20 protein-coding genes are annotated in these 18,372 nt (G+C 62.1%); 14 read left to right on the forward strand and 6 right to left on the reverse strand.

Features of this window, described 5'->3' with window-relative positions; translation table 11 throughout:
• The first annotated feature begins 61 nt into the window (after window positions 1-61).
• The 13 genes from QEN71_RS16045 (at window position 62) to QEN71_RS16105 (ending at window position 13,363) form a co-directional block, all read left to right on the forward strand.
• Window positions 62-2,434 carry a bifunctional salicylyl-CoA 5-hydroxylase/oxidoreductase gene (locus QEN71_RS16045; protein ID WP_201648526.1) on the forward strand — a complete coding sequence of 791 codons (2,373 nt, stop codon included), beginning with the start codon at window positions 62-64 and terminating at the stop codon, window positions 2,432-2,434.
• Window positions 2,434-3,213, forward strand: coding sequence for an SDR family NAD(P)-dependent oxidoreductase (locus QEN71_RS16050; RefSeq protein ID WP_201648525.1), 780 nt, complete (start codon window positions 2,434-2,436; stop codon window positions 3,211-3,213). The genes QEN71_RS16045 and QEN71_RS16050 overlap by 1 nt, the downstream gene beginning before the upstream one ends.
• A complete protein-coding gene (locus QEN71_RS16055) occupies window positions 3,210-3,767 on the forward strand; it encodes a MarR family winged helix-turn-helix transcriptional regulator (RefSeq protein ID WP_201648524.1) in 558 nt (185 codons plus the stop codon). The genes QEN71_RS16050 and QEN71_RS16055 overlap by 4 nt, the downstream gene beginning before the upstream one ends.
• Before the next feature lie 30 nt (window positions 3,768-3,797).
• A complete protein-coding gene (locus QEN71_RS16060; protein ID WP_201648523.1) occupies window positions 3,798-4,649 on the forward strand; it encodes an enoyl-CoA hydratase family protein in 852 nt (283 codons plus the stop codon).
• A gap of 2 nt (window positions 4,650-4,651) precedes the next feature.
• Window positions 4,652-5,839: an acyl-CoA dehydrogenase family protein gene (locus QEN71_RS16065; RefSeq protein WP_201648522.1), complete on the forward strand. Its 1,188-nt coding sequence runs from the start codon at window positions 4,652-4,654 to the stop codon at window positions 5,837-5,839.
• The gene (locus QEN71_RS16070; RefSeq protein WP_201648521.1) at window positions 5,836-6,279 is read left to right on the forward strand and encodes an acyl-CoA thioesterase; all 444 of its coding nucleotides are present in this window, start codon (window positions 5,836-5,838) and stop codon (window positions 6,277-6,279) included. The genes QEN71_RS16065 and QEN71_RS16070 overlap by 4 nt, the downstream gene beginning before the upstream one ends.
• Window positions 6,276-6,674 carry a RidA family protein gene (locus tag QEN71_RS16075; protein WP_201648520.1) on the forward strand — a complete coding sequence of 133 codons (399 nt, stop codon included), beginning with the start codon at window positions 6,276-6,278 and terminating at the stop codon, window positions 6,672-6,674. Before QEN71_RS16070 ends, QEN71_RS16075 begins: the two co-directional genes overlap by 4 nt.
• Before the next feature lie 64 nt (window positions 6,675-6,738).
• A complete protein-coding gene (locus QEN71_RS16080) occupies window positions 6,739-8,379 on the forward strand; it encodes an AMP-binding protein (RefSeq protein WP_201648675.1) in 1,641 nt (546 codons plus the stop codon).
• A gap of 75 nt (window positions 8,380-8,454) precedes the next feature.
• Window positions 8,455-9,678, forward strand: coding sequence for a dienelactone hydrolase family protein (locus QEN71_RS16085; RefSeq protein WP_201648519.1), 1,224 nt, complete (start codon window positions 8,455-8,457; stop codon window positions 9,676-9,678).
• 121 nt (window positions 9,679-9,799) lie between these two features.
• Window positions 9,800-10,471, forward strand: coding sequence for a glutathione S-transferase (locus QEN71_RS16090; RefSeq protein WP_201648518.1), 672 nt, complete (start codon window positions 9,800-9,802; stop codon window positions 10,469-10,471).
• Between the two features lie 130 nt (window positions 10,472-10,601).
• Window positions 10,602-12,083 (forward strand): DHA2 family efflux MFS transporter permease subunit, encoded by a 1,482-nt coding sequence (locus tag QEN71_RS16095; protein WP_201648517.1) that lies wholly within the window; start codon window positions 10,602-10,604, stop codon window positions 12,081-12,083.
• The gene (locus QEN71_RS16100) at window positions 12,080-12,442 is read left to right on the forward strand and encodes a nuclear transport factor 2 family protein (protein WP_201648516.1); all 363 of its coding nucleotides are present in this window, start codon (window positions 12,080-12,082) and stop codon (window positions 12,440-12,442) included. Before QEN71_RS16095 ends, QEN71_RS16100 begins: the two co-directional genes overlap by 4 nt.
• 75 nt (window positions 12,443-12,517) lie before the next feature.
• Window positions 12,518-13,363, forward strand: a complete 846-nt coding sequence (locus QEN71_RS16105) for an AraC family transcriptional regulator (RefSeq protein WP_201648515.1) — start codon at window positions 12,518-12,520, stop codon at window positions 13,361-13,363.
• Window positions 13,364-13,369: 6 nt separating this feature from the next.
• Here the strand turns inward: QEN71_RS16105 and QEN71_RS16110 are convergent, their stop codons facing one another.
• The 3 genes from QEN71_RS16110 to QEN71_RS16120 form a co-directional block, all read right to left on the reverse strand.
• A complete protein-coding gene (locus QEN71_RS16110) occupies window positions 13,370-13,954 on the reverse strand; it encodes a flavin reductase family protein (protein WP_201648514.1) in 585 nt (194 codons plus the stop codon).
• 163 nt (window positions 13,955-14,117) lie between these two features.
• A complete protein-coding gene (locus QEN71_RS16115) occupies window positions 14,118-14,444 on the reverse strand; it encodes a hypothetical protein (protein WP_201648513.1) in 327 nt (108 codons plus the stop codon).
• 249 nt (window positions 14,445-14,693) lie between these two features.
• The gene (locus QEN71_RS16120) at window positions 14,694-15,908 is read right to left on the reverse strand and encodes a DUF2252 domain-containing protein (RefSeq protein ID WP_201648512.1); all 1,215 of its coding nucleotides are present in this window, start codon (window positions 15,906-15,908) and stop codon (window positions 14,694-14,696) included.
• Window positions 15,909-16,133: 225 nt separating this feature from the next.
• Between QEN71_RS16120 and QEN71_RS16125 the strand changes: the two genes are divergently transcribed.
• Window positions 16,134-16,853 (forward strand): GNAT family N-acetyltransferase, encoded by a 720-nt coding sequence (locus tag QEN71_RS16125; RefSeq protein ID WP_201648511.1) that lies wholly within the window; start codon window positions 16,134-16,136, stop codon window positions 16,851-16,853.
• A gap of 15 nt (window positions 16,854-16,868) precedes the next feature.
• On the opposite strand, the gene QEN71_RS16130 is transcribed toward QEN71_RS16125, so the two are convergent.
• From QEN71_RS16130 to QEN71_RS16140, 3 genes are all read right to left on the reverse strand, one after another.
• The gene (locus QEN71_RS16130) at window positions 16,869-17,213 is read right to left on the reverse strand and encodes a type II toxin-antitoxin system PemK/MazF family toxin (protein ID WP_201648510.1); all 345 of its coding nucleotides are present in this window, start codon (window positions 17,211-17,213) and stop codon (window positions 16,869-16,871) included.
• A gap of 8 nt (window positions 17,214-17,221) precedes the next feature.
• Window positions 17,222-17,527 carry an AbrB/MazE/SpoVT family DNA-binding domain-containing protein gene (locus tag QEN71_RS16135; RefSeq protein WP_223956942.1) on the reverse strand — a complete coding sequence of 102 codons (306 nt, stop codon included), beginning with the start codon at window positions 17,525-17,527 and terminating at the stop codon, window positions 17,222-17,224.
• Between the two features lie 224 nt (window positions 17,528-17,751).
• Complete coding sequence (locus tag QEN71_RS16140; protein WP_201648509.1) at window positions 17,752-18,306, reverse strand: GNAT family N-acetyltransferase; 555 nt, start codon at window positions 18,304-18,306, stop codon at window positions 17,752-17,754.
• Window positions 18,307-18,372: the final 66 nt, after the last annotated feature.

An 18,372-nucleotide genomic window follows, 5' to 3' on the forward strand; every position in this document is an offset into this window, starting at 1 on the left:
ACTTGACACCTAAACTATCAAAACCTAAAGTAAAGCCGAGCACACACGTTGGGGAAGCAGCATGCGCATCGTCTGTATCGGCGGCGGCCCGGCCGGCCTGTATTTCGGGTTGTTGATGAAGCGTCGTCATCCGGCGCACGAGGTGATCGTCGTCGAGCGCAACCGGCCTTACGACACCTTCGGCTGGGGCGTCGTGTTCTCCGACCAGACATTAGGCAATCTGCGTGCCGCCGACCCCGATAGCGCCGACAGAATCCTCGAAGCGTTCAATCATTGGGACGACATCGAAATCAACTTTCGCGGGGCGCAGGTGCGTTCGTCGGGACATGGCTTTTGCGGCATCGGCCGCAAGCGCCTGCTGAACATCCTGCAGGAACGCTGCGAAGAACTCGGCGTGAAGCTGGTGTTCGAAACCCAGGTCACGAACGACGACGACTACGACGCTGACCTCATCATCGCCAGCGACGGCCTGAACAGCGCGATCCGCCAGAAGTACGCTTCGACCTATCAGCCCGATGTCGACATGCGCGACTGCCGCTTCGTATGGCTCGGCACGAAGAAGCTCTTCGACGCCTTCACATTCGCGTTCGAACAGACCGAATGGGGCTGGTTCCAGGCCCATGCGTATCGCTTCGACGATCAGACGTCGACGTTCATCGTCGAAACGCCGGAACGCGTATGGCGCGCGGCCGGACTCGACGAGATGAGCAAGGAAGACAGCATCGCGTTTTGCGAACGGCTCTTTGCGAAGTACCTCGACGGCAATTCGCTGATGTCGAACGCGAGCCATCTGCGCGGCTCGTCGCAATGGATCCGCTTTCCGCGCGTCGTCAATCGCGAATGGGTGCACTGGAAAACGCGCGCCGACGGCAAGCGCGTGCCTGTCGTTCTAATGGGCGACGCCGCGCACACCGCGCATTTCTCGATCGGCTCCGGCACCAAGCTCGCGCTCGAAGACGCCATCGAACTCGCGAACAGCATGGACGCGCATCCGCACAATCTCGCCGCCGCGCTCGCGCACTACACCGACGTGCGCAGCATCGACGTGTTGCGCATCCAGAATGCCGCGCGCAATTCGACGGAATGGTTCGAGCATGTCGACCGTTATGCATCGTTCGAGCCGGAGCAGTTCGCGTATTCGTTGCTGACGCGCTCGCAGCGCATCTCGCATGAAAATCTGCGCGAACGCGATGCCACGTATCTCTCTTCATTCGAAGACTGGCTGTCCGCGCGTGCGGGCATCGAACGTGAAGCGAAAAAACACTCCATTCCGCCGATGTTCACGCCTTTCACTTTGCGCGGCGTGACGTTGAAGAATCGCGTCGTCGTATCGCCGATGGCGCAGTACTCCGCCGTTGACGGCATTGCGGGCGACTATCACCTGATGCACCTCGGCGCGCGCGCAATGGGCGGCGCGGCGCTCGTGATGACGGAGATGACGTGCGTGTCGCCTGAAGCGCGCATCACGCCGGGATGCCCCGGCATGTATGCGCCCGAGCATCTCGCCGCGTGGCGACGCATCGTGCAGTTCGTGCACACGCAAAGCGACGCGAAGATCGGCATGCAGCTGGGTCACGCGGGCGCGAAGGCTTCGACGCGCGTGAGTTGGGAAGGCATCGATCAGCCGCTGCCCGACGGCAACTGGCCTTTGGTGTCGGCGTCGCCGCAGCAATATCTGCGCGGCGTGAGTCAATGGTCGCGCGAAGCGACGCATGAAGAACTGCGCAACATCGAAGCGCAATTCGTGCGAGCCACGGAAATGGCAACTGAAGCAGGCTTCGACTGGCTCGAATTGCACTGCGCACATGGCTACTTTCTGTCGAGCTTTCTGTCGCCGCTCACCAATCATCGCACCGACGAATACGGCGGCTCGCTCGAAAACCGCCTGCGTTATCCGCTCGAAGTGTTCGCGGCGATGCGCAAGGTGTGGCCGCAAGACAAGCCGATGTCGGTACGTATTTCCGCGCACGACTGGGTCGACGGCGGTACCACGCCCGACGATGCCGTCGCCATCGCGCGCGCTTTCAAGGCGGCGGGTGCCGACATGATCGACGTGTCGTCGGGACAGGTCAGCAAGGAAGAAAAGCCCGTCTACGGTCGCATGTTCCAGACGCCGTTCGCGGATCGCATCCGCAACGAAGCGGGCATCGCGACGATCGCAGTCGGTGCGATTTCCGAAGCGGATCACGTGAACAGCATCATCGCGGCGGGACGTGCGGATCTGTGTGCGGTCGCGCGTCCGCATCTGGCGAATCCGTCGTGGACGCTGAACGAGGCCGCGAAGATCGGCTATTTCGACGTGAACTGGCCGAAGCAGTACACGGCGGCCAAATCGCAACTCGAACGCAATTACGAACGCGAGCGCGCGCAGGCCGCAGAAAACGCGCGTCTGTCGCCGCAAGAACGCGCGGCACGCGCGGAAGGAACCGTTTGATGGACACCACGCTCGCAGGAAAACACGCCGTCGTGACGGGCGGCGGCAGCGGCATCGGCGCGGCGACGGCGCAAGCATTGATTCGCGCAGGCGCACGCGTCACGCTGATGGGCCGCGACGCGAAACGCCTCGATGCACAACGCGAAACGTTGAGCGCATATGGCGAGATTGCAGCATGCATCAGCGTCGATGTGAGTGACGAAAGTGCTGTAAACAAGGCATTTTCTGAAGCGTCATCGATTGCAGGTGCCGTCGATGTGCTCGTCAACAACGCGGGACAAGCACAGGCCGCACCGTTCGCTCAAACAGACAGCGCGCTCTGGCAACGCATGCTCGACGTCAATCTCACTGGCGTGTTTCTCTGCACACGCGCCGTGTTGCCGTCGATGCTCGAACGCAGCTATGGACGCGTCATCAACGTCGCGAGCACAGCGGGACAAATTGGCTACGCGTATGTCGCCGCATATTGCGCGGCAAAACATGGGGTAATCGGACTCACGCGTTCGCTCGCGCTCGAAGTCGCGACGAAGGGCATCACGGTCAACGCCGTTTGCCCCGGCTATACGGAAACGGAATTGCTGCGCGCATCGCTCGACCAGATCACTGCGAAAACTTCACGCAGCGAGCAGGAAGCACGCGACATCCTCGTGCGCAACAACCCGCAGCGCCGTTTCGTCTCGCCCGAAGAAGTCGCGAACGCGGTGCTGTGGTTATGCATGCCCGGCTCCGAATCCATCACAGGTCAATCGATTTCCGTATCAGGCGGAGAAGTCACATGAGCAACACCGCAAAGAAGAAAACCAACGACGCCGTCGAAACGAAACCGGCGCGCAAAGGCATCGAGAAACCCGCGGAGAACGTCGTGGACATGGAGATGAGCACGGGCGCGGACAGTCATATGGGCTTGCGCCTCTGGCTGCGCATGCTGACCACGACGAACCTCGTGCAAGCGGAATTGCGCAAGCGTCTGCGTAACGAGTTCGACACGACGCTGCCGCGCTTCGATCTGATGGCGCAGCTGGAGCGTCATCCCGAAGGACTGAAGATGACGGAGCTGTCGCGCCGTCTGATGGTGACGGGCGGCAACATCACGGGCATTACCGATCAACTGGAAAAGGAAGGGCTCGTCGCGCGAGACACAGATCCGAACGATCGTCGTTCGACCAGCGTGCGTCTCACGCCGGAAGGCCGCGCGCTGTTCGACCGGATGGCCGTCGCGCACGAGCAATGGGTCGTCGAAATGTTCGGCGGCCTCGATCTCGACGAGAAATCGCGCACGCATCAGAAGCTCGGCAAGCTCAAGCAGCACCTGCTGAACACGATCAAAAGCTGACGCGCGCAATCTGCACACGAGGAAAGAACTATGACCATATCCGCAGCTGAAGCCCTGTTGGCCGGCAATCGCACGACGCTCGCAACATATGAAGCGAAGCACTTCGGCTGGTCCGTCGATGCAGGCGTCGCGACGATCATGCTGAACCGTCCCGAGCGCAAGAACCCGCTGACGTTCGAGTCGTACGCGGAGTTGCGCGATCTGTTCCGTCAGCTTGCTTATGCGACCGACGTGAAGGTCGTCGTGATGCATGGCGCGGGCGAGAACTTCTGCTCGGGCGGCGACGTGCACGACATCATTGCGCCGCTTATCGATCTGCCGATGCCTGAACTGCTGCTCTTCACGCGCATGACGGGCGATCTCGTCAAGGCGATGCGGCATTGTCCGCAGCCGATCATCGCGGCTATCGACGGCGTATGCGCCGGTGCAGGCGCGATCCTCGCGATGGCCTCCGACATGCGCCTCGCCACCGCACGCAGCAAGCTCGCGTTCCTGTTCACGCGCGTCGGTCTCGCGGGCTGCGACATGGGCGCGTGTTCGATCCTGCCGCGCATCATCGGCCAGGGACGCGCCGCCGAACTGCTCTACACGGGGCGCTCGGCAAGCGGCGACGAAGGCTACGCATGGGGCTTCTACAACCGCCTCTGTGCGCCGGAAGCGCTGCTCGACGAAGCATCGAAGCTTGCCGCCGATCTCTCCGCCGGCCCGACATTCGCGCATGGCGTGACGAAGAAGATGCTGCATCAGGAATGGAGCATGAGCATCGACGAAGCGATCGAATCGGAAGCGCAGGCGCAGGCCATCTGCATGACGACGCGCGATTTCGAGCGCGCGTATCGCGCGTTCGCGGCGAAGTCGCGTCCTGTGTTCGAAGGAGACTGATCTTGAAGCATGAAGATCTACACAGCGCTTTGGCCTGGCCGTTCTTCGAAGCGCGTCATCGCGAACTGGCGGGTGGCATCGAAGCATGGGCCGCGCAACATCTCGCGCATGTAAAGCATGACGACACCGACGCGACATGCCGACAACTCGTGCGCGCATTGGGCGAAGCGGGCTGGCTGAAATACGGCGTCGGTGGCACACAATACGGCGGACACGGCGACACGATCGATACGCGCGCCGTGTGTCTGCTGCGAGAAACGCTAGCGAAACACGACGGACTCGCCGACTTCGCGCTTGCGATGCAAGGGCTCGGTTCCGGCGCGATCACGCTCGCAGGCACGCATGAACAGAAGACGCGCTATCTTCCGCGCGTCGCGAAGGGCGAGGCGATTGCCGCGTTCGCATTGTCGGAGCCCGACGCAGGTTCCGACGTTGCAGCGATGGCATTGCAGGCGCGTGCTGAAGGCGATTTCTACGTGTTAGACGGCGACAAGACGTGGATCTCGAACGGCGGCATCGCGGACTTCTACGTCGTGTTTGCAAGAACAGGCGAAGCGCCGGGCTCGCGCGGCATTAGCGCGTTTATTGTCGATGCCGATACGCCAGGGTTGCAGATCGCCGAACGTATCGATGTGATCGCGCCGCATCCGCTCGCGCGCTTGCACTTCGAAAACGCACGCGTGCCGCGCAGCCAGATGCTCGGCGCGCCCGGCGAAGGCTTCAAGATCGCGATGCGCACACTCGACATTTTCCGCACGTCGGTTGCGGCGGCATCGCTTGGCTTTGCGCGGCGCGCGATGCAGGAAGGGCTTGAACGTGCGGCGTCGCGCAAGATGTTTGGTCAGACGCTCGGCGATTTTCAGTTGACGCAGACGAAGCTCGCGCAGATGGCGCTAACCATCGACAGCAGCGCGTTGCTTGTCTATCGCGCCGCATGGCTGCGCGATCAGGGCGAAAGCGTCACGCGCGAAGCCGCGATGGCGAAGTGGCACGCGAGCGAAGGTGCGCAACAGGTGATCGATAGCGCCGTGCAGTTGTGGGGCGGCATGGGCGTGCAAAGCGGCACGACCGTCGAGCGGCTGTATCGCGAGATTCGCGCGCTGCGCATCTATGAAGGTGCGACGGAAGTGCAGCAGTTGATTGTCGGGCGCGATCTGCTGAAAGCGCACGCCACGGAGCGCGCGTCATGAGCGCCACTTTCGACATGCCCGTGCGCATCCGCTTCGCGCATTGCGATCCGGCAGGCATCGTCTACTTTCCGCAGTATCTGGTGATGACGAACATGCTCGTCGAAGAGTGGTTCAACGAGCGCCTTTCAGTTGACTACGCGCACATGATCCAGACGCGCCGCGTCGGTTTGCCTATCGTGAAGCTCGAATGCGAGTTCTCGAAGCCAAGCCGTATGGGCGAAACGGTCACGCTTGCGCTCGGTGTTACGCGTATCGGACGCCGTTCGATCGGCATCGATATCGTCGCCCGTTGTGCAGACGAAGTGCGTTTTCGCGCGACACAGGTGCTCGTCACGACGTCGCTGGAAAGCGGCCAGTCGATCGACATTCCCGACGACATCGCCAGCGCGCTCGCCGCGTTTGCGCCGCACGCCGTTCAATCCGAGGAGCAACGCTCATGAAGAAAAAACCGCTTCTGCCCGCGGGCTGGGTCACGCCGCGCGGCTACGCGAATGGTGTCGCGGTAACGGGCACGCAGGTTTATATCGCCGGACAGATCGGCTGGAACGAAGAAGCGCGCATGACGAGCGATCTGTTCGCCGAACAGGCCACGCAGGCGCTGCGCAACGTGCTTGCCGTGCTGCGCGAAGCGGGCGGCAAGCCCGAGCATCTCGTGCGCATGACGTGGTACGTCACCGACAAGCGCGAATACGTCGCCGCGCTGAAGGAGATCGGCCGGGCATTCCGCGAACTGATCGGCGATTACGACATTGCGATGAGCGCAGTGCAGGTCGTCGCGCTGATCGAAGACGACGCAAAGGTCGAGATCGAAGCGACCGCAGTAATCACCGAGTAGTCGCGCCCGAACCGCGCACACGAACCTCACGCACATCAAGCACGTTCAGCAGGGGAGTTTCATGATGGAACCGTCAGCTCACGTCGATACCTTCGCGCGCGATCACTTGCCGCCGCAGGATCAATGGCCCGTGTTTCTGCTCGACAATCCCGACGTCACGTATCCGGCGCGCTTCAACTGCGCGACTGAACTGCTCGATCGTGCCGTCGAGAACGGCTATGGCGACCGGCCCGCAATCTGGTCCGACGTCGACGGCAAGCCGCATTCGACCACTTACGGCGAACTGCTCGCGATGGTCAATCGCAGCGCGCATGTGCTGATCGATGAAATGGGTTTGCAGCCAGGCAATCGCGTGTTGCTGCGCGGGCCGAATACGTTGCAGATGGCCGTCGCGTTTCTCGCCGCGTTGAAAGCGGGTCTTGTCGTTGTGCCGACCATGCCGTTGCTGCGCGCGAAGGAACTCAAGCAGATCATCGACAAGGCGCAAATCAGCGCTGCGTTATGCGATACGCGCTTGATGGAAGAACTCTCGCGATGTTCGACAGCGGGCGACGAGTTCTTCTGCCCAAGCCTCAAACAGACAACGATCTTTCACGACGACGACGCAGCCGGTTCGCTCGAAACTCTGGCCGCATCGAAACCCGCTGAATTCAAGGCCTGCGACACGGCCGCCGATGACGTCTGCCTGATCGCCTTCACGAGCGGCACGACGGGCGCGCCGAAGGGCTGCATGCATTTTCATCGCGACGTGATCGCGATGTGCGATCTGTTCCCGCGTCACATTCTGAAGGCCACACCCGACGATATCTTCTGCGGCACGCCGCCGCTCGCGTTCACGTTCGGACTTGGCGGATTGCTGTGTTTTCCGCTGCGCGCGGGTGCATCGACGGTGCTGATCGAAAAGCAGACGCCCGAAACGCTGCTGCAAAACGTCGAGCGTTTTCGCACGACGGTGATGTTCACCGCGCCGACGTTCTATCGGCAGATGGCGCCGCTGATTCCGCGCTTCGATATTTCGTCGCTGAAAAAGACCGTTTCCGCCGGCGAAGCGTTGCCCGATTCGACGCGTGCGCTGTGGCGCGAAGCGAGCGGCATCGAAATGATCGACGGGATCGGCGGGACTGAGCTGATCCATATCTTCATCTCGTCGGCGGGACACGATGTGAGGCCGCATGCGATCGGCAAGGCCGTGCCCGGCTACATCGTGCAAGCCGTCGACGACGACATGCGCCCCGTGCCCGCCGGCACGCTCGGCAAGCTCGCGGTGCGCGGCCCGACCGGCTGCCGCTATCTCGCCGACGATCGCCAGCGCAAGTTCGTGCGCGACGGCTGGAATCTGCCCGGCGACTCCGTCTACATCGACGAAGACGGCTACGTGTTCTATCAGGCACGCGCCGACGACATGATCGTTTCGGCGGGCTACAACATCTCCGGTCCCGAAGTGGAAAGCGTGCTGATGCAGCACGCGGCCGTTGCCGAATGCGGCGTGATCGGCGTGCCCGATGAGACGCGCGGACAGATCGTGAAGGCCTTCGTCGTGCTCAACAAGGGCTTTAGCGCCGATGAGAAACTGGTCGCGGAGTTGCAGGAATTCGTGAAGAATACCGTTGCGCCGTACAAGTATCCGCGCGTCGTCGCCTTCATCGATGCGCTGCCTCGCACCGAAACCGGCAAGCTCAAGCGCTTCGCCCTGCGTGCGATGTAGCGCACGCCGCTCCATCCGATATCGGCGAACAAAGACGCGTGCCGTCCCCTTCGTCCCATATTCGAGGAGCAATTGATGGCCGGTTCCTTTATCGAAGTCGCCGCTCGCGATGGCGGCCGTTTCAACGCGTACATCGCGCGTCCCGCGCAAGGGTCCGGTCCGGGCCTCGTGCTGCTGCAAGAGATTTTCGGCATCAACGACTATCTGAAGCAAACGGCCGACCGCTACGCCGAAGAGGGCTATGTCGTGCTCGTGCCCGATCTGTTCTGGCGCATGCAGCCGAACGTCGTGCTCGGCCATGACGGCGACGACATGAAGCGCGCGCTCGACTTCCACGCGAAGTTCGACGTCGATCTCGGCGTGCAGGATATCGCCGCTACTGTCGATGCATTGCGCGCATTGCCCGAACAGCAAGGCAAAGTGGGCACGATCGGGTATTGCCTTGGCGGCAAGCTTGCGTTGCTCGCGGCGGCGCGCACGGATGTCGATTGCGCGGTGAGCTACTACGGTGTCGGGCTCGACGCGTATCTCGACGAAGTGAAGAACATTCGCTGCCCGATGGTGTTTCACTTCGCTGAAAACGACGCATACTGTCCGCCGCCTGCGCGCGAGACGATCATGGCCGCGCTTCGCGCGCAGCCGCAGATCGAGCAGTATGTGTACGCGGGTTGCGACCACGCGTTCGCTTCGCCTGCGCGTCCGCACTACGACAAGCCTGCCGCGATGATGGCGTACTCGCGCACGCTCGCGCTGCTGCGCAAGGTGCTCGGCCCGATCTACGATCTGAACACGCTGTGGGAACAGCACTGCTATTTCGAGTTCGCCACGCGCGACGTCGAGTCCGTCATGCCGACGATGGTCGCGCAACCGTACGTCAATCATGTGCCGACGATGACGGGCGGCGTCGGTTACGACAACCTCAAGCGCTTCTATACGAATCACTTCGTCAATTCGAATCCTCCGGATACGAAGCTGATTCCGATTTCGCGGACCATCGGCTCCGATCGCATTGTCGACGAATTCATCTTTGCGTGTACGCATAGCTGTGAAATCGACTGGCTGCTGCCGGGCGTAGCGCCGACGGGCAAGTACTTCGAAGTGCCGATGCTCGCTGTCGTGTGCTTTCGCGGCGACAAGCTGTATAACGAGCATATCTATTGGGATCAGGCTTCCGTGCTCGTGCAGGTCGGGTTGCTCGATCCCAAAGGCTTGCCGGTGGCGGGCATCGAAAGCGCGCGCAAGCTGCTCGATGAGAAGCTGCCGTCGAATCAGTTGATGGGAAGCAAGTGGTCGGCGTGATGGTTGCCGCTGCATCGTGAAGGCGTGACGTCGCGACGAATAGAGGCCGCCCTCTCGCGCGGCCTCGTATGATGTCCGCTCCGCCGATGTCCGGCCTTCCCGCGCGCTTCGTCGCCTGCTCATGCTCATCGTCCATCACCTGAACAACTCCCGCTCGCAGCGCGTGCTGTGGCTGCTCGAAGAACTCGGCGTGCCGTACGAGATCAAGCGTTATCAGCGCGATCCAAAGACGATGCTCGCGCCGCCCGAGCTGCGTGCCGTGCATCCGCTCGGCAAGTCGCCCGTCATCACCGACGATGGAAACACCGTCGCCGAATCCGGCGCGATCATCGAGTATCTGCTCGAACGCTATGGACAAGGCCGTTTCGAGCCCGCTGCGGGCACGCCGGAGCGTTTGAAGTTCAGATACTGGATGCACTATGCGGAAGGCTCGGCGATGCCGCCGCTGCTGCTGAAGCTGGTCGCGTTGCGCATCGGCAGTGCGCCGATGCCGTTCTTCGCGAAGCCGATCGCGAAGAAGATTGCGTGGACGCTGCAATCCACTTTCGTCGATCCGCAAATCGCGCTGCATATGAAGTACATCGACGATTCGTTGCTCGAGACCGGCTGGTTCGCGGGCAACGACTTCACAGCCGCCGACATCCAGATGAGTTTTCCGCTCGAAGCGGCGACGGCGCGCGGCAACCGCGATGCGAAATATCCGTCCGTCGCGCGTTTTCTCGACACGATTCATGCCCGGCCCGCGTATCAACGCGCGCTCGAACGCGGCGGAAAATACGAATTGTTGGGTTGAATCGTGTCGATTTCGGCGACCCCCGATCGTCGTATGGTGAAGAGCGATGCGCGCGCGGTTCCGGCTTGCGGCCAGGAACCGAACCTGACTAGACTGAAAGCGCATCGACAGACACGGAGGAATCGCTCGCATGACGCATAACATCGAAGGTCGCACGCGCTGGCTCGCATTGGTCGTGCTGTGCATGGGCGTGCTGATGATCGTGCTCGATACGACCATCGTGAACGTCGCGCTGCCGTCCATCGCCGCCGATCTCGGCTTCACCGAAACCTCGCTCGTCTGGGTCGTCAATGCCTACATGCTGACCTTCGGCGGCTTTCTGCTGCTCGGGGGACGGCTCGGCGATCTGTACGGGCATCGCAAGCTCTTTCTCGCGGGGATCACGCTGTTCACGCTCGCGTCGCTTGCATGCGGGCTCGCGAATTCGCAGGTGATGCTGGTGTGTGCGCGCGCCATTCAGGGTCTGGGCGGCGCGGTCGTGTCGGCCGTGTCGTTGTCGCTGATCATGAATCTGTTCACCGAAGAGGGCGAGCGCGCGAAAGCGATGGGCGTCTACGGCTTCGTGTGCGCGGGCGGCGGCAGCATCGGCGTGTTGCTCGGCGGACTGCTGACGAATCTGCTGAGCTGGCACTGGATCTTTCTCGTCAATCTGCCGATCGGCATCGCCGTGTACACGATGTGCATCGCGCTTCTGCCGGCGGGACGCGGACACGCACATGGCGAGCGGCTCGACGTCGCGGGCGCGACGACCGTCACGGCCTCGCTGATGCTGGCCGTCTATGCGATCGTCAACGGCAATGAAGCGGGCTGGCTGTCCGCGCAGACGATCGGGCTGATCGTCGTCGCGCTCGCGCTGCTCGGCGCATTTCTCTTGATCGAATCACGCGTCGTGCATCCGCTGATGCCGCTCAAGCTCTTCACGCTGCGCAACGTGGCGACGGCGAATGTCGTCGGCGTGTTGTGGGCGGCGGCGATGTTCGCGTGGTTCTTCATCTCCGCGCTCTATTTGCAGCGCGTGCTCGGCTATGCGCCGCTTCAGGTCGGCCTCGCGTTTCTGCCCGCGAACCTGATCATGGGCTTCTTCTCGCTCGGACTGTCGGCGCGCATGGTGATGCGCTTCGGCATCCGTCGGCCGCTCGCGGTCGGGCTGTTCCTCGCCGCACTCGGTTTGCTGCTGTTCGCTCGCGCGCCCGTCGACGGTCACTTCGTCGTCGACGTGTTGCCCGGCATGGTGCTGCTCGGCATCGGCGCGGGCGTCGCGTTCAATCCGCTGCTGCTCGCCGCGATGAGCGATGTCGATCCATCGGATTCGGGTCTCGCGTCGGGCATCGTCAACACGGCGTTCATGATGGGCGGCGCGCTGGGACTCGCGGTGCTCGCGAGTCTCGCGGCAGCGCAGTCGGCAAGCGGCGGCGCGCAGCAGGCCGACACGCCCGCCGCGCTCGCGAGCGGCTATCACGTCGCGTTCTTCGTCGGCGCGACCTTTGCGGCGCTCGCCGCGACGATCGGCGGCGCGTGGCTGCGGCCTGGCTCGCAGGCGGCAGCGCAAGCTGCGGCGCAACAGGAGCGCGATGACGGAACTGTGAAGCAATCGATGGAGCAATCGCCATGAGCAAGCCCACGGACGTTCCCGATCTCGTTCGCCGCTGCTTTGCGGCGTATCAGCACAAGGATCGCGCGGCGATCGAAGCGATACTCGCCGACGATTTTCATTTCACGAGTCCGCGCGACGACCGCATCGACCGGCGCGAATACTTCGAACGATGCTGGCCGTTCAACGAACAGGTTGAGTTCTTTCGCATCGAGAAGCTGTTCAGCGAAGGCAACGAAGCGTTCGTGCGTTATGCGGTCAAGCCGGCGAATCGCGAGGCGTTTCGCAACACGGAGTTCTTTCGCGTGGAGAACGGGAAGATCGTCGAAGTCGAAGTGTATTTCGGTTCGCCCGCGAAAGACCTGTCGACGCTCGCGTGAGAAGAACCGCAAGCGCGATCAAATGAAGCGAGCGTCCGCCCGATATGCTGGGTTCATGTCGAAACGAGAGCCTGTATGAACCCAGTTGGAAGCCCTGCCGGAAAAGCGTTGTGGTTTATCGAAAGCCACTTTCATGGCGAACTGTCGCTCGACGATATCGCCAGTTGCGGCTGTGTCTCGCGCTTTCATCTGTCGCGAGCATTCGAAACGGCGACGGGCTATGCGGTGATGCGCTACGTGCGCGCGCGGCGTCTGACGGAAGCGGCGCGGCGTCTCGCGCGCGGCGCGCCGGATATTCTGGCCGTCGCGGTCGATGCGGGTTACGGCTCTCACGAGGCATTCACGCGCGCGTTTCGCGAGCAGTTTGGGCTCACGCCCGAAGCGTTGCGCGCGCAAGGTCATCTCGACAACATCGCACTCGTGGAGCCCGTCAAAATGGATGAATCTCTTCTCACCAATCTTGAACCGCCGCGTTTCGTGGACGGCGAACCGTTGCTCGTCGCGGGATCGAGCGAACGCTACAACTGCGAAAGCAGCTCGGGCATTCCGGCGCAATGGCAGCGCTTCAACGCGATCTTCGGGAAAGTGCCGGGACAGATCGGCAACGTCGCATACGGCGTCAGCTACAACATCGACGACTCAGGCAATTTCGATTATCTGTGCGGCGTCGAAGTCACCGATTTCTCCGGCTTGCCCGAAGAGTTGAGCCGCGTGCGTATCGGCGCGCAACGCTATGCGGTGTTCACGCACCGCGATCACATCTCGACGATCCGCCGCACCTGCAACACGATCTGGAACAAGTGGCTGCCCGAGTCCGGCCACGCGCCCGCCGACGCGCCCAACTTCGAGCGCTACAGCGAGGAGTTCAATCCGGTGACGGGCATGGGCGGCGTCGAAATCTGGCTGCCGCTCAAAAGTTAGCTTTTATCAAACCTTGCCGCCGATGGGCGCCGCTTCGACTTCGAAGGTGTCGCCCGTTTCGAAGAACGTGCCGCCCGCGACGTAATGGCAGGTGCGCATGTCGTGATCGTCGCCGAAGTGCCAGCGGTTGTCGGAATAGACGCGGCTGTCCGCATAGCACGCGACCACTTCGGCGAGGATCAGATCGTGCCGCTGGGCGTCGTCGGGAATCACCTTGCATTCGAACCACGCGACGCAGCCTTCCAGCATCGGCACGTCGATTTTCTCGGCGGCGAACGTTTCGAGTCGAAGCGCGGCGATCTTGTCGATTTCGATGCCCGCGTTCGACCCGACCGCGAGCGTATGGCGGGCAAAGCCGCGCGTCGGCAGTTGCAGGCCGAACACGCCGCTCGCTTCGACGAGTTGCCGCGTCAGCGTTTTCGCGTCGATCACGACGACGAGCTTGGGCGGCACGAAATCGAGCGGCATCGCCCACGATGCCGCCATCACATTCGAGCGTCCGTCGTGCGCGCTCGTGATCAACGTGACGGGACCGTGGTTCAGAAGGCGCGTGGCGCGCGCCAGATCGACGGGTTGCCGGAATGCTTGCATGTGAGACCTTCGCGATATCGATCGCTGCATTCTAGCGAAGCGCGGTGATTCGCGAACTCGACGTGCCTGTCGCACGAGCGCTCGCGCTGCAGCACGAAACAGGCAGGCAAAAAAACGGCGGCGCTTTTGCGCCGCCCGCAGATCCGCATGGATCGGTGCGAAGTCAGTGCGTCGTCGGTGGCTTGCCGTGCGTGACCTCGTGCGGCTTGTGCGCTTCGCCATTCGCGCCCGGGAAGAATGCGTTCCATGCAGCGCGCACACCTTCGGCTGCCGTGGCTTCGGCGTCGATGGTTTCCGGTTCTTCCACGCGGGCGGGATCTTCGCTCAATCCGCGCCAGTGGGTAAACACGAGGAGCGGCCTTTCGGTCCATCCGCCCTCGATGAATTTGGCGAACGCCGTCTCTCCGCTGACCAGCTGGACTTCGTACCACCCGTCTCGCACGGGCGCATAGTCGTCCAGCGGGAACCATGCGGTCGCTTCGATTTCCATAGTGCCGTCTCCTGTTTGGGAAGTGCCTCAAAGGAAGGCATTGTTCATGCCCTACGGGCGGGCGCGCCCGTTCGCGGCGTCGGAGTTCACGTGGTTCGCGACTTGCAGAGCGAATGAAGCCAGAAAATACGACGCACTTTTGACCACGACGCCATCGCCAGATTTACACATCTGGGCTGTTGCCGTAAAGCCCGTCAATATATTCGGAAGTATCGAACGTTTATGCGCATAACGTTCGGCACGTTGCGGTCATGCCTTACCGTTCAGATTGAAGGCGCCGCGATCGAACGCTTCGCAATAGGCCTTCCAGTCGCTGACGACCTGCGCTTCGCATTGCGTCGCGAGATCGATCAACGACAGTTGCCACTTACTGTCTTCGCCGAAAGCAATCAGGTCGTCGGCGATAGCGGACGTTTGCCGTCCGCTGCTGCGGAAATGCGCCCACGCGACCAGTTCGGCCATGTTGCGCACCACCGATTCGAGCCGCGGCAACTTGCCGTTCCAGTTGTCGAGCGCGACGCGATCTTCGGACGGCTGCAGCCCGCGCAGCACGTACGGGCGTTGCTCGAATTCGACGGCATGGAGAAAGGCTTGCGACACCACCTGATCGCGCCGCTGTATCTCAACGACGCGTTCCGCTTCGCTGTTCCATTTGGGCTGCTTCGTGCCGACATGCGGCCCGGTCGCGGACGGCAAGGCCAGCTTCATGTCGAGCAGGTAATTGCCGTCGGGCGAGCCCTTGCCCTCGACGAGAATGACATAGCGATCGACGCCCAGACTGCCCGTGCCCGCGATCCGGCGCGCCACGTCGATGATCTCGTAGAACTGCGGATTCGGTTCGCGCTTTGCGAAGTCGTTCATGAACGCGACGACTTTCGCGCGCGTCTCGTCAGTCACAGGCAGCGCCTTCTTGCCGTCGACGCGCAGCGTGCGCTTCTTGCCCTTCAACTCGGTGCGACGGTTCAGGTGATCGGCGCGCGAGCGTTGATGCAGCGCGGCAAACAGTTCGCCGACCATGCCTTCAGCCGTTTCTTCCTCGATCCAGCGCGCCTTGCCGAAGCGCAGCGCGGCCGCGTAGGAATCGGTGAGCGTGTGGCACAGCGCGAGGGCTTCGGCGCGGCTGAGCTTGAGATCGTCGGCCGCCACCAGCACGCTCGACAGCAGACGGATCATTTCGTACAGGCATGGCGCGAGACAGGCTTCGTCGAAATCGTTGATGTCGAAGTAGATGAGCCGGTTGTCGCCCTTGTAGCTGCCGAAATTCTCGAGATGCATATCGCCGCAAATCCATGCGCGCGGCGAGTTGTCGAGCACCGTGCCTTTGGACAGGCGCTTGTAGAACAGATGGCATGTGCCGCGCAGAAACACGAACGGGGAGGTACGCATGCGCGCATATTTCATCGCGAGGCGATCGGGGTCCCGGCCTGCATTGAATCGGGCAATTTCATCGGCGACATCGAGCATGAGGACCTCTGGAGGAATGGGGTGCAATCAGAACCATTCTGTATCGACAGCCTTTCAGTTCCAAACGTTCGCAAGCCATGCGCCACGATTGATGCATGTCTACGCCGCTCGCCGCGCAGTTGGCTCCATCGAATCTCACCCGCCTGGTTCTTACGGGCGCACGCTGTTTGCCGTATCTTGCCCGCTTGGCATACTTCAACAATGCGCTTGCAACGGGAGAACGACGTGGGGCAACGAGTCAACGAATATGGACAGCCGATCGGCGAACCCATGCCGCAATGGCAGCCGGCAAAGGCACCCGGAGACGAGCCGATGACGGGCCAGTACTGCCGCCTGGAACGGGTCGACGTCGAACGCCACGCCGACGATCTGTACGACGCCTATCGCGCCGCGCCGGATGGCAGCGACTGGACGTATCTGTCCGTTGGTCCGTTCGAAACAGCCGAGGCTTACCGCGACTTCCTCGCCGCCTGCGCAGCTTCGCCCGATCCGCTGCATTACACCGTCGTCGATCTGGCTACGGGCAAGGCGATCGGCACGCTGTCGCTGATGCGGATCGACAAGTCGAACGGCGTGATCGAAGTCGGCTTCGTCGTGTTTTCGCGCCGCCTGCAAAAGACTCGCATGGCGACGGAATCGATCTTCCTGCTGATGCAGCGCGTATTCGACGAACGAGGTTACCGGCGCTTCGAATGGAAGTGTGATTCGCTGAACGCGCCGTCGCGCGCGGCGGCGGCACGGTTCGGCTTCACGTTCGAAGGCATCTTCCGACAGGCGGTGACCTACAAGGGCCGCAACCGCGATACGGCGTGGTTCTCGATCATCGACAGCGAATGGCCGGCGCTGCGTGCGGGCTTCGCGGACTGGCTCGATGCCGAGAACTTCGACGCGCAAGGTGGGCAACGGCGTACGCTGCAGACGTGTATTGCAGGGCAACGCACGTAGCCCGACCGCACGCCGTCACATCATCAGGAATGCTTTCAAACTGCGGCGGATCGCGTCGAGTTCGGGTTGAGAGACCCGCTCTTCGCGGAATTCGCCGCGCCGCGCCACCCAGTCGAGCGTGGTGATCTGGTCGATCAACGCGACGCACGGCTTCGGCAATGCCGCAACGGGAATCTCCGTCGAAAAGCCGCGCGCCCTTGTCGTGCAGGGCACAGCGACGATTCTGTGCGTCGGACCGTTATGCGCTTCGTGCGACAAAACGACGACCGGCCGCGGATAGCCGCCGCCCTGTTCATGCCCGATCACCGGTTCGAGCCTGATCCACATCACATCGCCGATTTCGGGAACACCGTTCTTCATGTTGCTCCTTACCAGTCGTCCTGGCCCGTCGGGTCGGCAAGCTCGGAACCCACTGCGGCGCCGCGATCGATGGTCGGATGCACGTCTTCGGGCCGCGCCGCGAGCTGCTCGCGATACTCGTCCCAGTTGAACGTTCTGATGGCGGGCGTAGCGACGAGCGCCCCGTCCGCCACCACCATGTCGACTTCCTGATCTTCGCGCAGGTGCAGTTCTTCAGCCAGGCTTGCGGGAATTCGCACCGCAAGACTGTTGCCCCACCGCTTGATTGTCTGAATAGCCATAGCCCCACCTTCGCTCGAGAAATCGAGATACATGACTGCCTCCTTGTCGAAGCCCGCAAAGGCCAAAAAGCGCCGCATGTATCTACGATGTAGATACCCAATACTAAACGGCGCGGGTTGATGTGTCAACGTTGTATCTACGTGCGATGGGTGGTGCAGATGACCGATGCATTCGCGTGACTAATGTCGCATCGGCGGCGGGCTTTGAACAATTCAGCCGGAAGATATAGGCAAGGGAAGAAGGGGCCTAAATCGGCCTAGGTTTGATCGGCCAAACCTGGACGCCGAAACACCCCGGTCGGATTGCCCTTGTACGTCGTCTGCCGCTCTTCGGCGTACCCGCATTTCGCGGCGACGCGCCGTGACGGCACATTGTCCGGCGCGATGATGCAAACCGTATCGCGTCCCGGCCACGTCGCGTCGGCCCATGTCAGCGCGCCGCGCACGGCTTCCGTCGCGTAGCCGAGGCCATGCATAGACGGCATCAGCGCCCAGCCGATCTCAGGCGCGTCGCCAAGCGGCGGATCGATTTCGCGCTGGTAATCCGCGAAACCGATCTCGCCGACGAACCGCCCGCTGTCCTTCTCGCGGATCGCCCAGTAGCCGTAACCGAGCAGCGTCCAGTGCCCGACATAGCGCAGGAGTCGCGACCACACGTCTTCGCGGCTAAACGGCTTGCCGCCGATAAACCGCGTGACGATCTCATCGGACCAGAGCGCATAACTGTCGTCGAAGTCCTCACGGACATGCGGACGCAAGATCAGTCGATCGGTTTCGATGTCTCGACGGATGTCAAAAGCGGAAGGATTCATCGCGCGTATCTGGCAGGAAGGAAAGCGCAGATCATCGCAGATACGCGCGTCAAAGCGAACGACGCG

This window comes from Paraburkholderia sabiae (genome assembly GCF_030412785.1).
Taxonomy (GTDB): domain Bacteria; phylum Pseudomonadota; class Gammaproteobacteria; order Burkholderiales; family Burkholderiaceae; genus Paraburkholderia; species Paraburkholderia sabiae.

Excerpts from the sequence above, each read along its gene's own strand:
- QEN71_RS16045 (WP_201648526.1), top strand. The coding sequence starts at position 62 with ATGCGCATCGTCTGTATCGGCGGCGGCCCGGCCGGCCTGTATTTCGGG.
- QEN71_RS16050 (WP_201648525.1), top strand. The coding sequence starts at position 2,434 with ATGGACACCACGCTCGCAGGAAAACACGCCGTCGTGACGGGCGGCGGC.
- QEN71_RS16055 (WP_201648524.1), top strand. The coding sequence starts at position 3,210 with ATGAGCAACACCGCAAAGAAGAAAACCAACGACGCCGTCGAAACGAAA.
- QEN71_RS16060 (WP_201648523.1), top strand. The coding sequence starts at position 3,798 with ATGACCATATCCGCAGCTGAAGCCCTGTTGGCCGGCAATCGCACGACG.
- QEN71_RS16070 (WP_201648521.1), top strand. The coding sequence starts at position 5,836 with ATGAGCGCCACTTTCGACATGCCCGTGCGCATCCGCTTCGCGCATTGC.
- QEN71_RS16075 (WP_201648520.1), top strand. The coding sequence starts at position 6,276 with ATGAAGAAAAAACCGCTTCTGCCCGCGGGCTGGGTCACGCCGCGCGGC.
- QEN71_RS16080 (WP_201648675.1), top strand. The coding sequence starts at position 6,739 with ATGGAACCGTCAGCTCACGTCGATACCTTCGCGCGCGATCACTTGCCG.
- QEN71_RS16085 (WP_201648519.1), top strand. The coding sequence starts at position 8,455 with ATGGCCGGTTCCTTTATCGAAGTCGCCGCTCGCGATGGCGGCCGTTTC.
- QEN71_RS16090 (WP_201648518.1), top strand. The coding sequence starts at position 9,800 with ATGCTCATCGTCCATCACCTGAACAACTCCCGCTCGCAGCGCGTGCTG.
- QEN71_RS16095 (WP_201648517.1), top strand. The coding sequence starts at position 10,602 with ATGACGCATAACATCGAAGGTCGCACGCGCTGGCTCGCATTGGTCGTG.
- QEN71_RS16100 (WP_201648516.1), top strand. The coding sequence starts at position 12,080 with ATGAGCAAGCCCACGGACGTTCCCGATCTCGTTCGCCGCTGCTTTGCG.
- QEN71_RS16105 (WP_201648515.1), top strand. The coding sequence starts at position 12,518 with ATGAACCCAGTTGGAAGCCCTGCCGGAAAAGCGTTGTGGTTTATCGAA.
- QEN71_RS16110 (WP_201648514.1), bottom strand. The coding sequence starts at position 13,954 with ATGCAAGCATTCCGGCAACCCGTCGATCTGGCGCGCGCCACGCGCCTT.
- QEN71_RS16115 (WP_201648513.1), bottom strand. The coding sequence starts at position 14,444 with ATGGAAATCGAAGCGACCGCATGGTTCCCGCTGGACGACTATGCGCCC.
- QEN71_RS16120 (WP_201648512.1), bottom strand. The coding sequence starts at position 15,908 with ATGCTCGATGTCGCCGATGAAATTGCCCGATTCAATGCAGGCCGGGAC.
- QEN71_RS16130 (WP_201648510.1), bottom strand. The coding sequence starts at position 17,213 with ATGAAGAACGGTGTTCCCGAAATCGGCGATGTGATGTGGATCAGGCTC.
- QEN71_RS16135 (WP_223956942.1), bottom strand. The coding sequence starts at position 17,527 with ATGTATCTCGATTTCTCGAGCGAAGGTGGGGCTATGGCTATTCAGACA.
- QEN71_RS16140 (WP_201648509.1), bottom strand. The coding sequence starts at position 18,306 with ATGAATCCTTCCGCTTTTGACATCCGTCGAGACATCGAAACCGATCGA.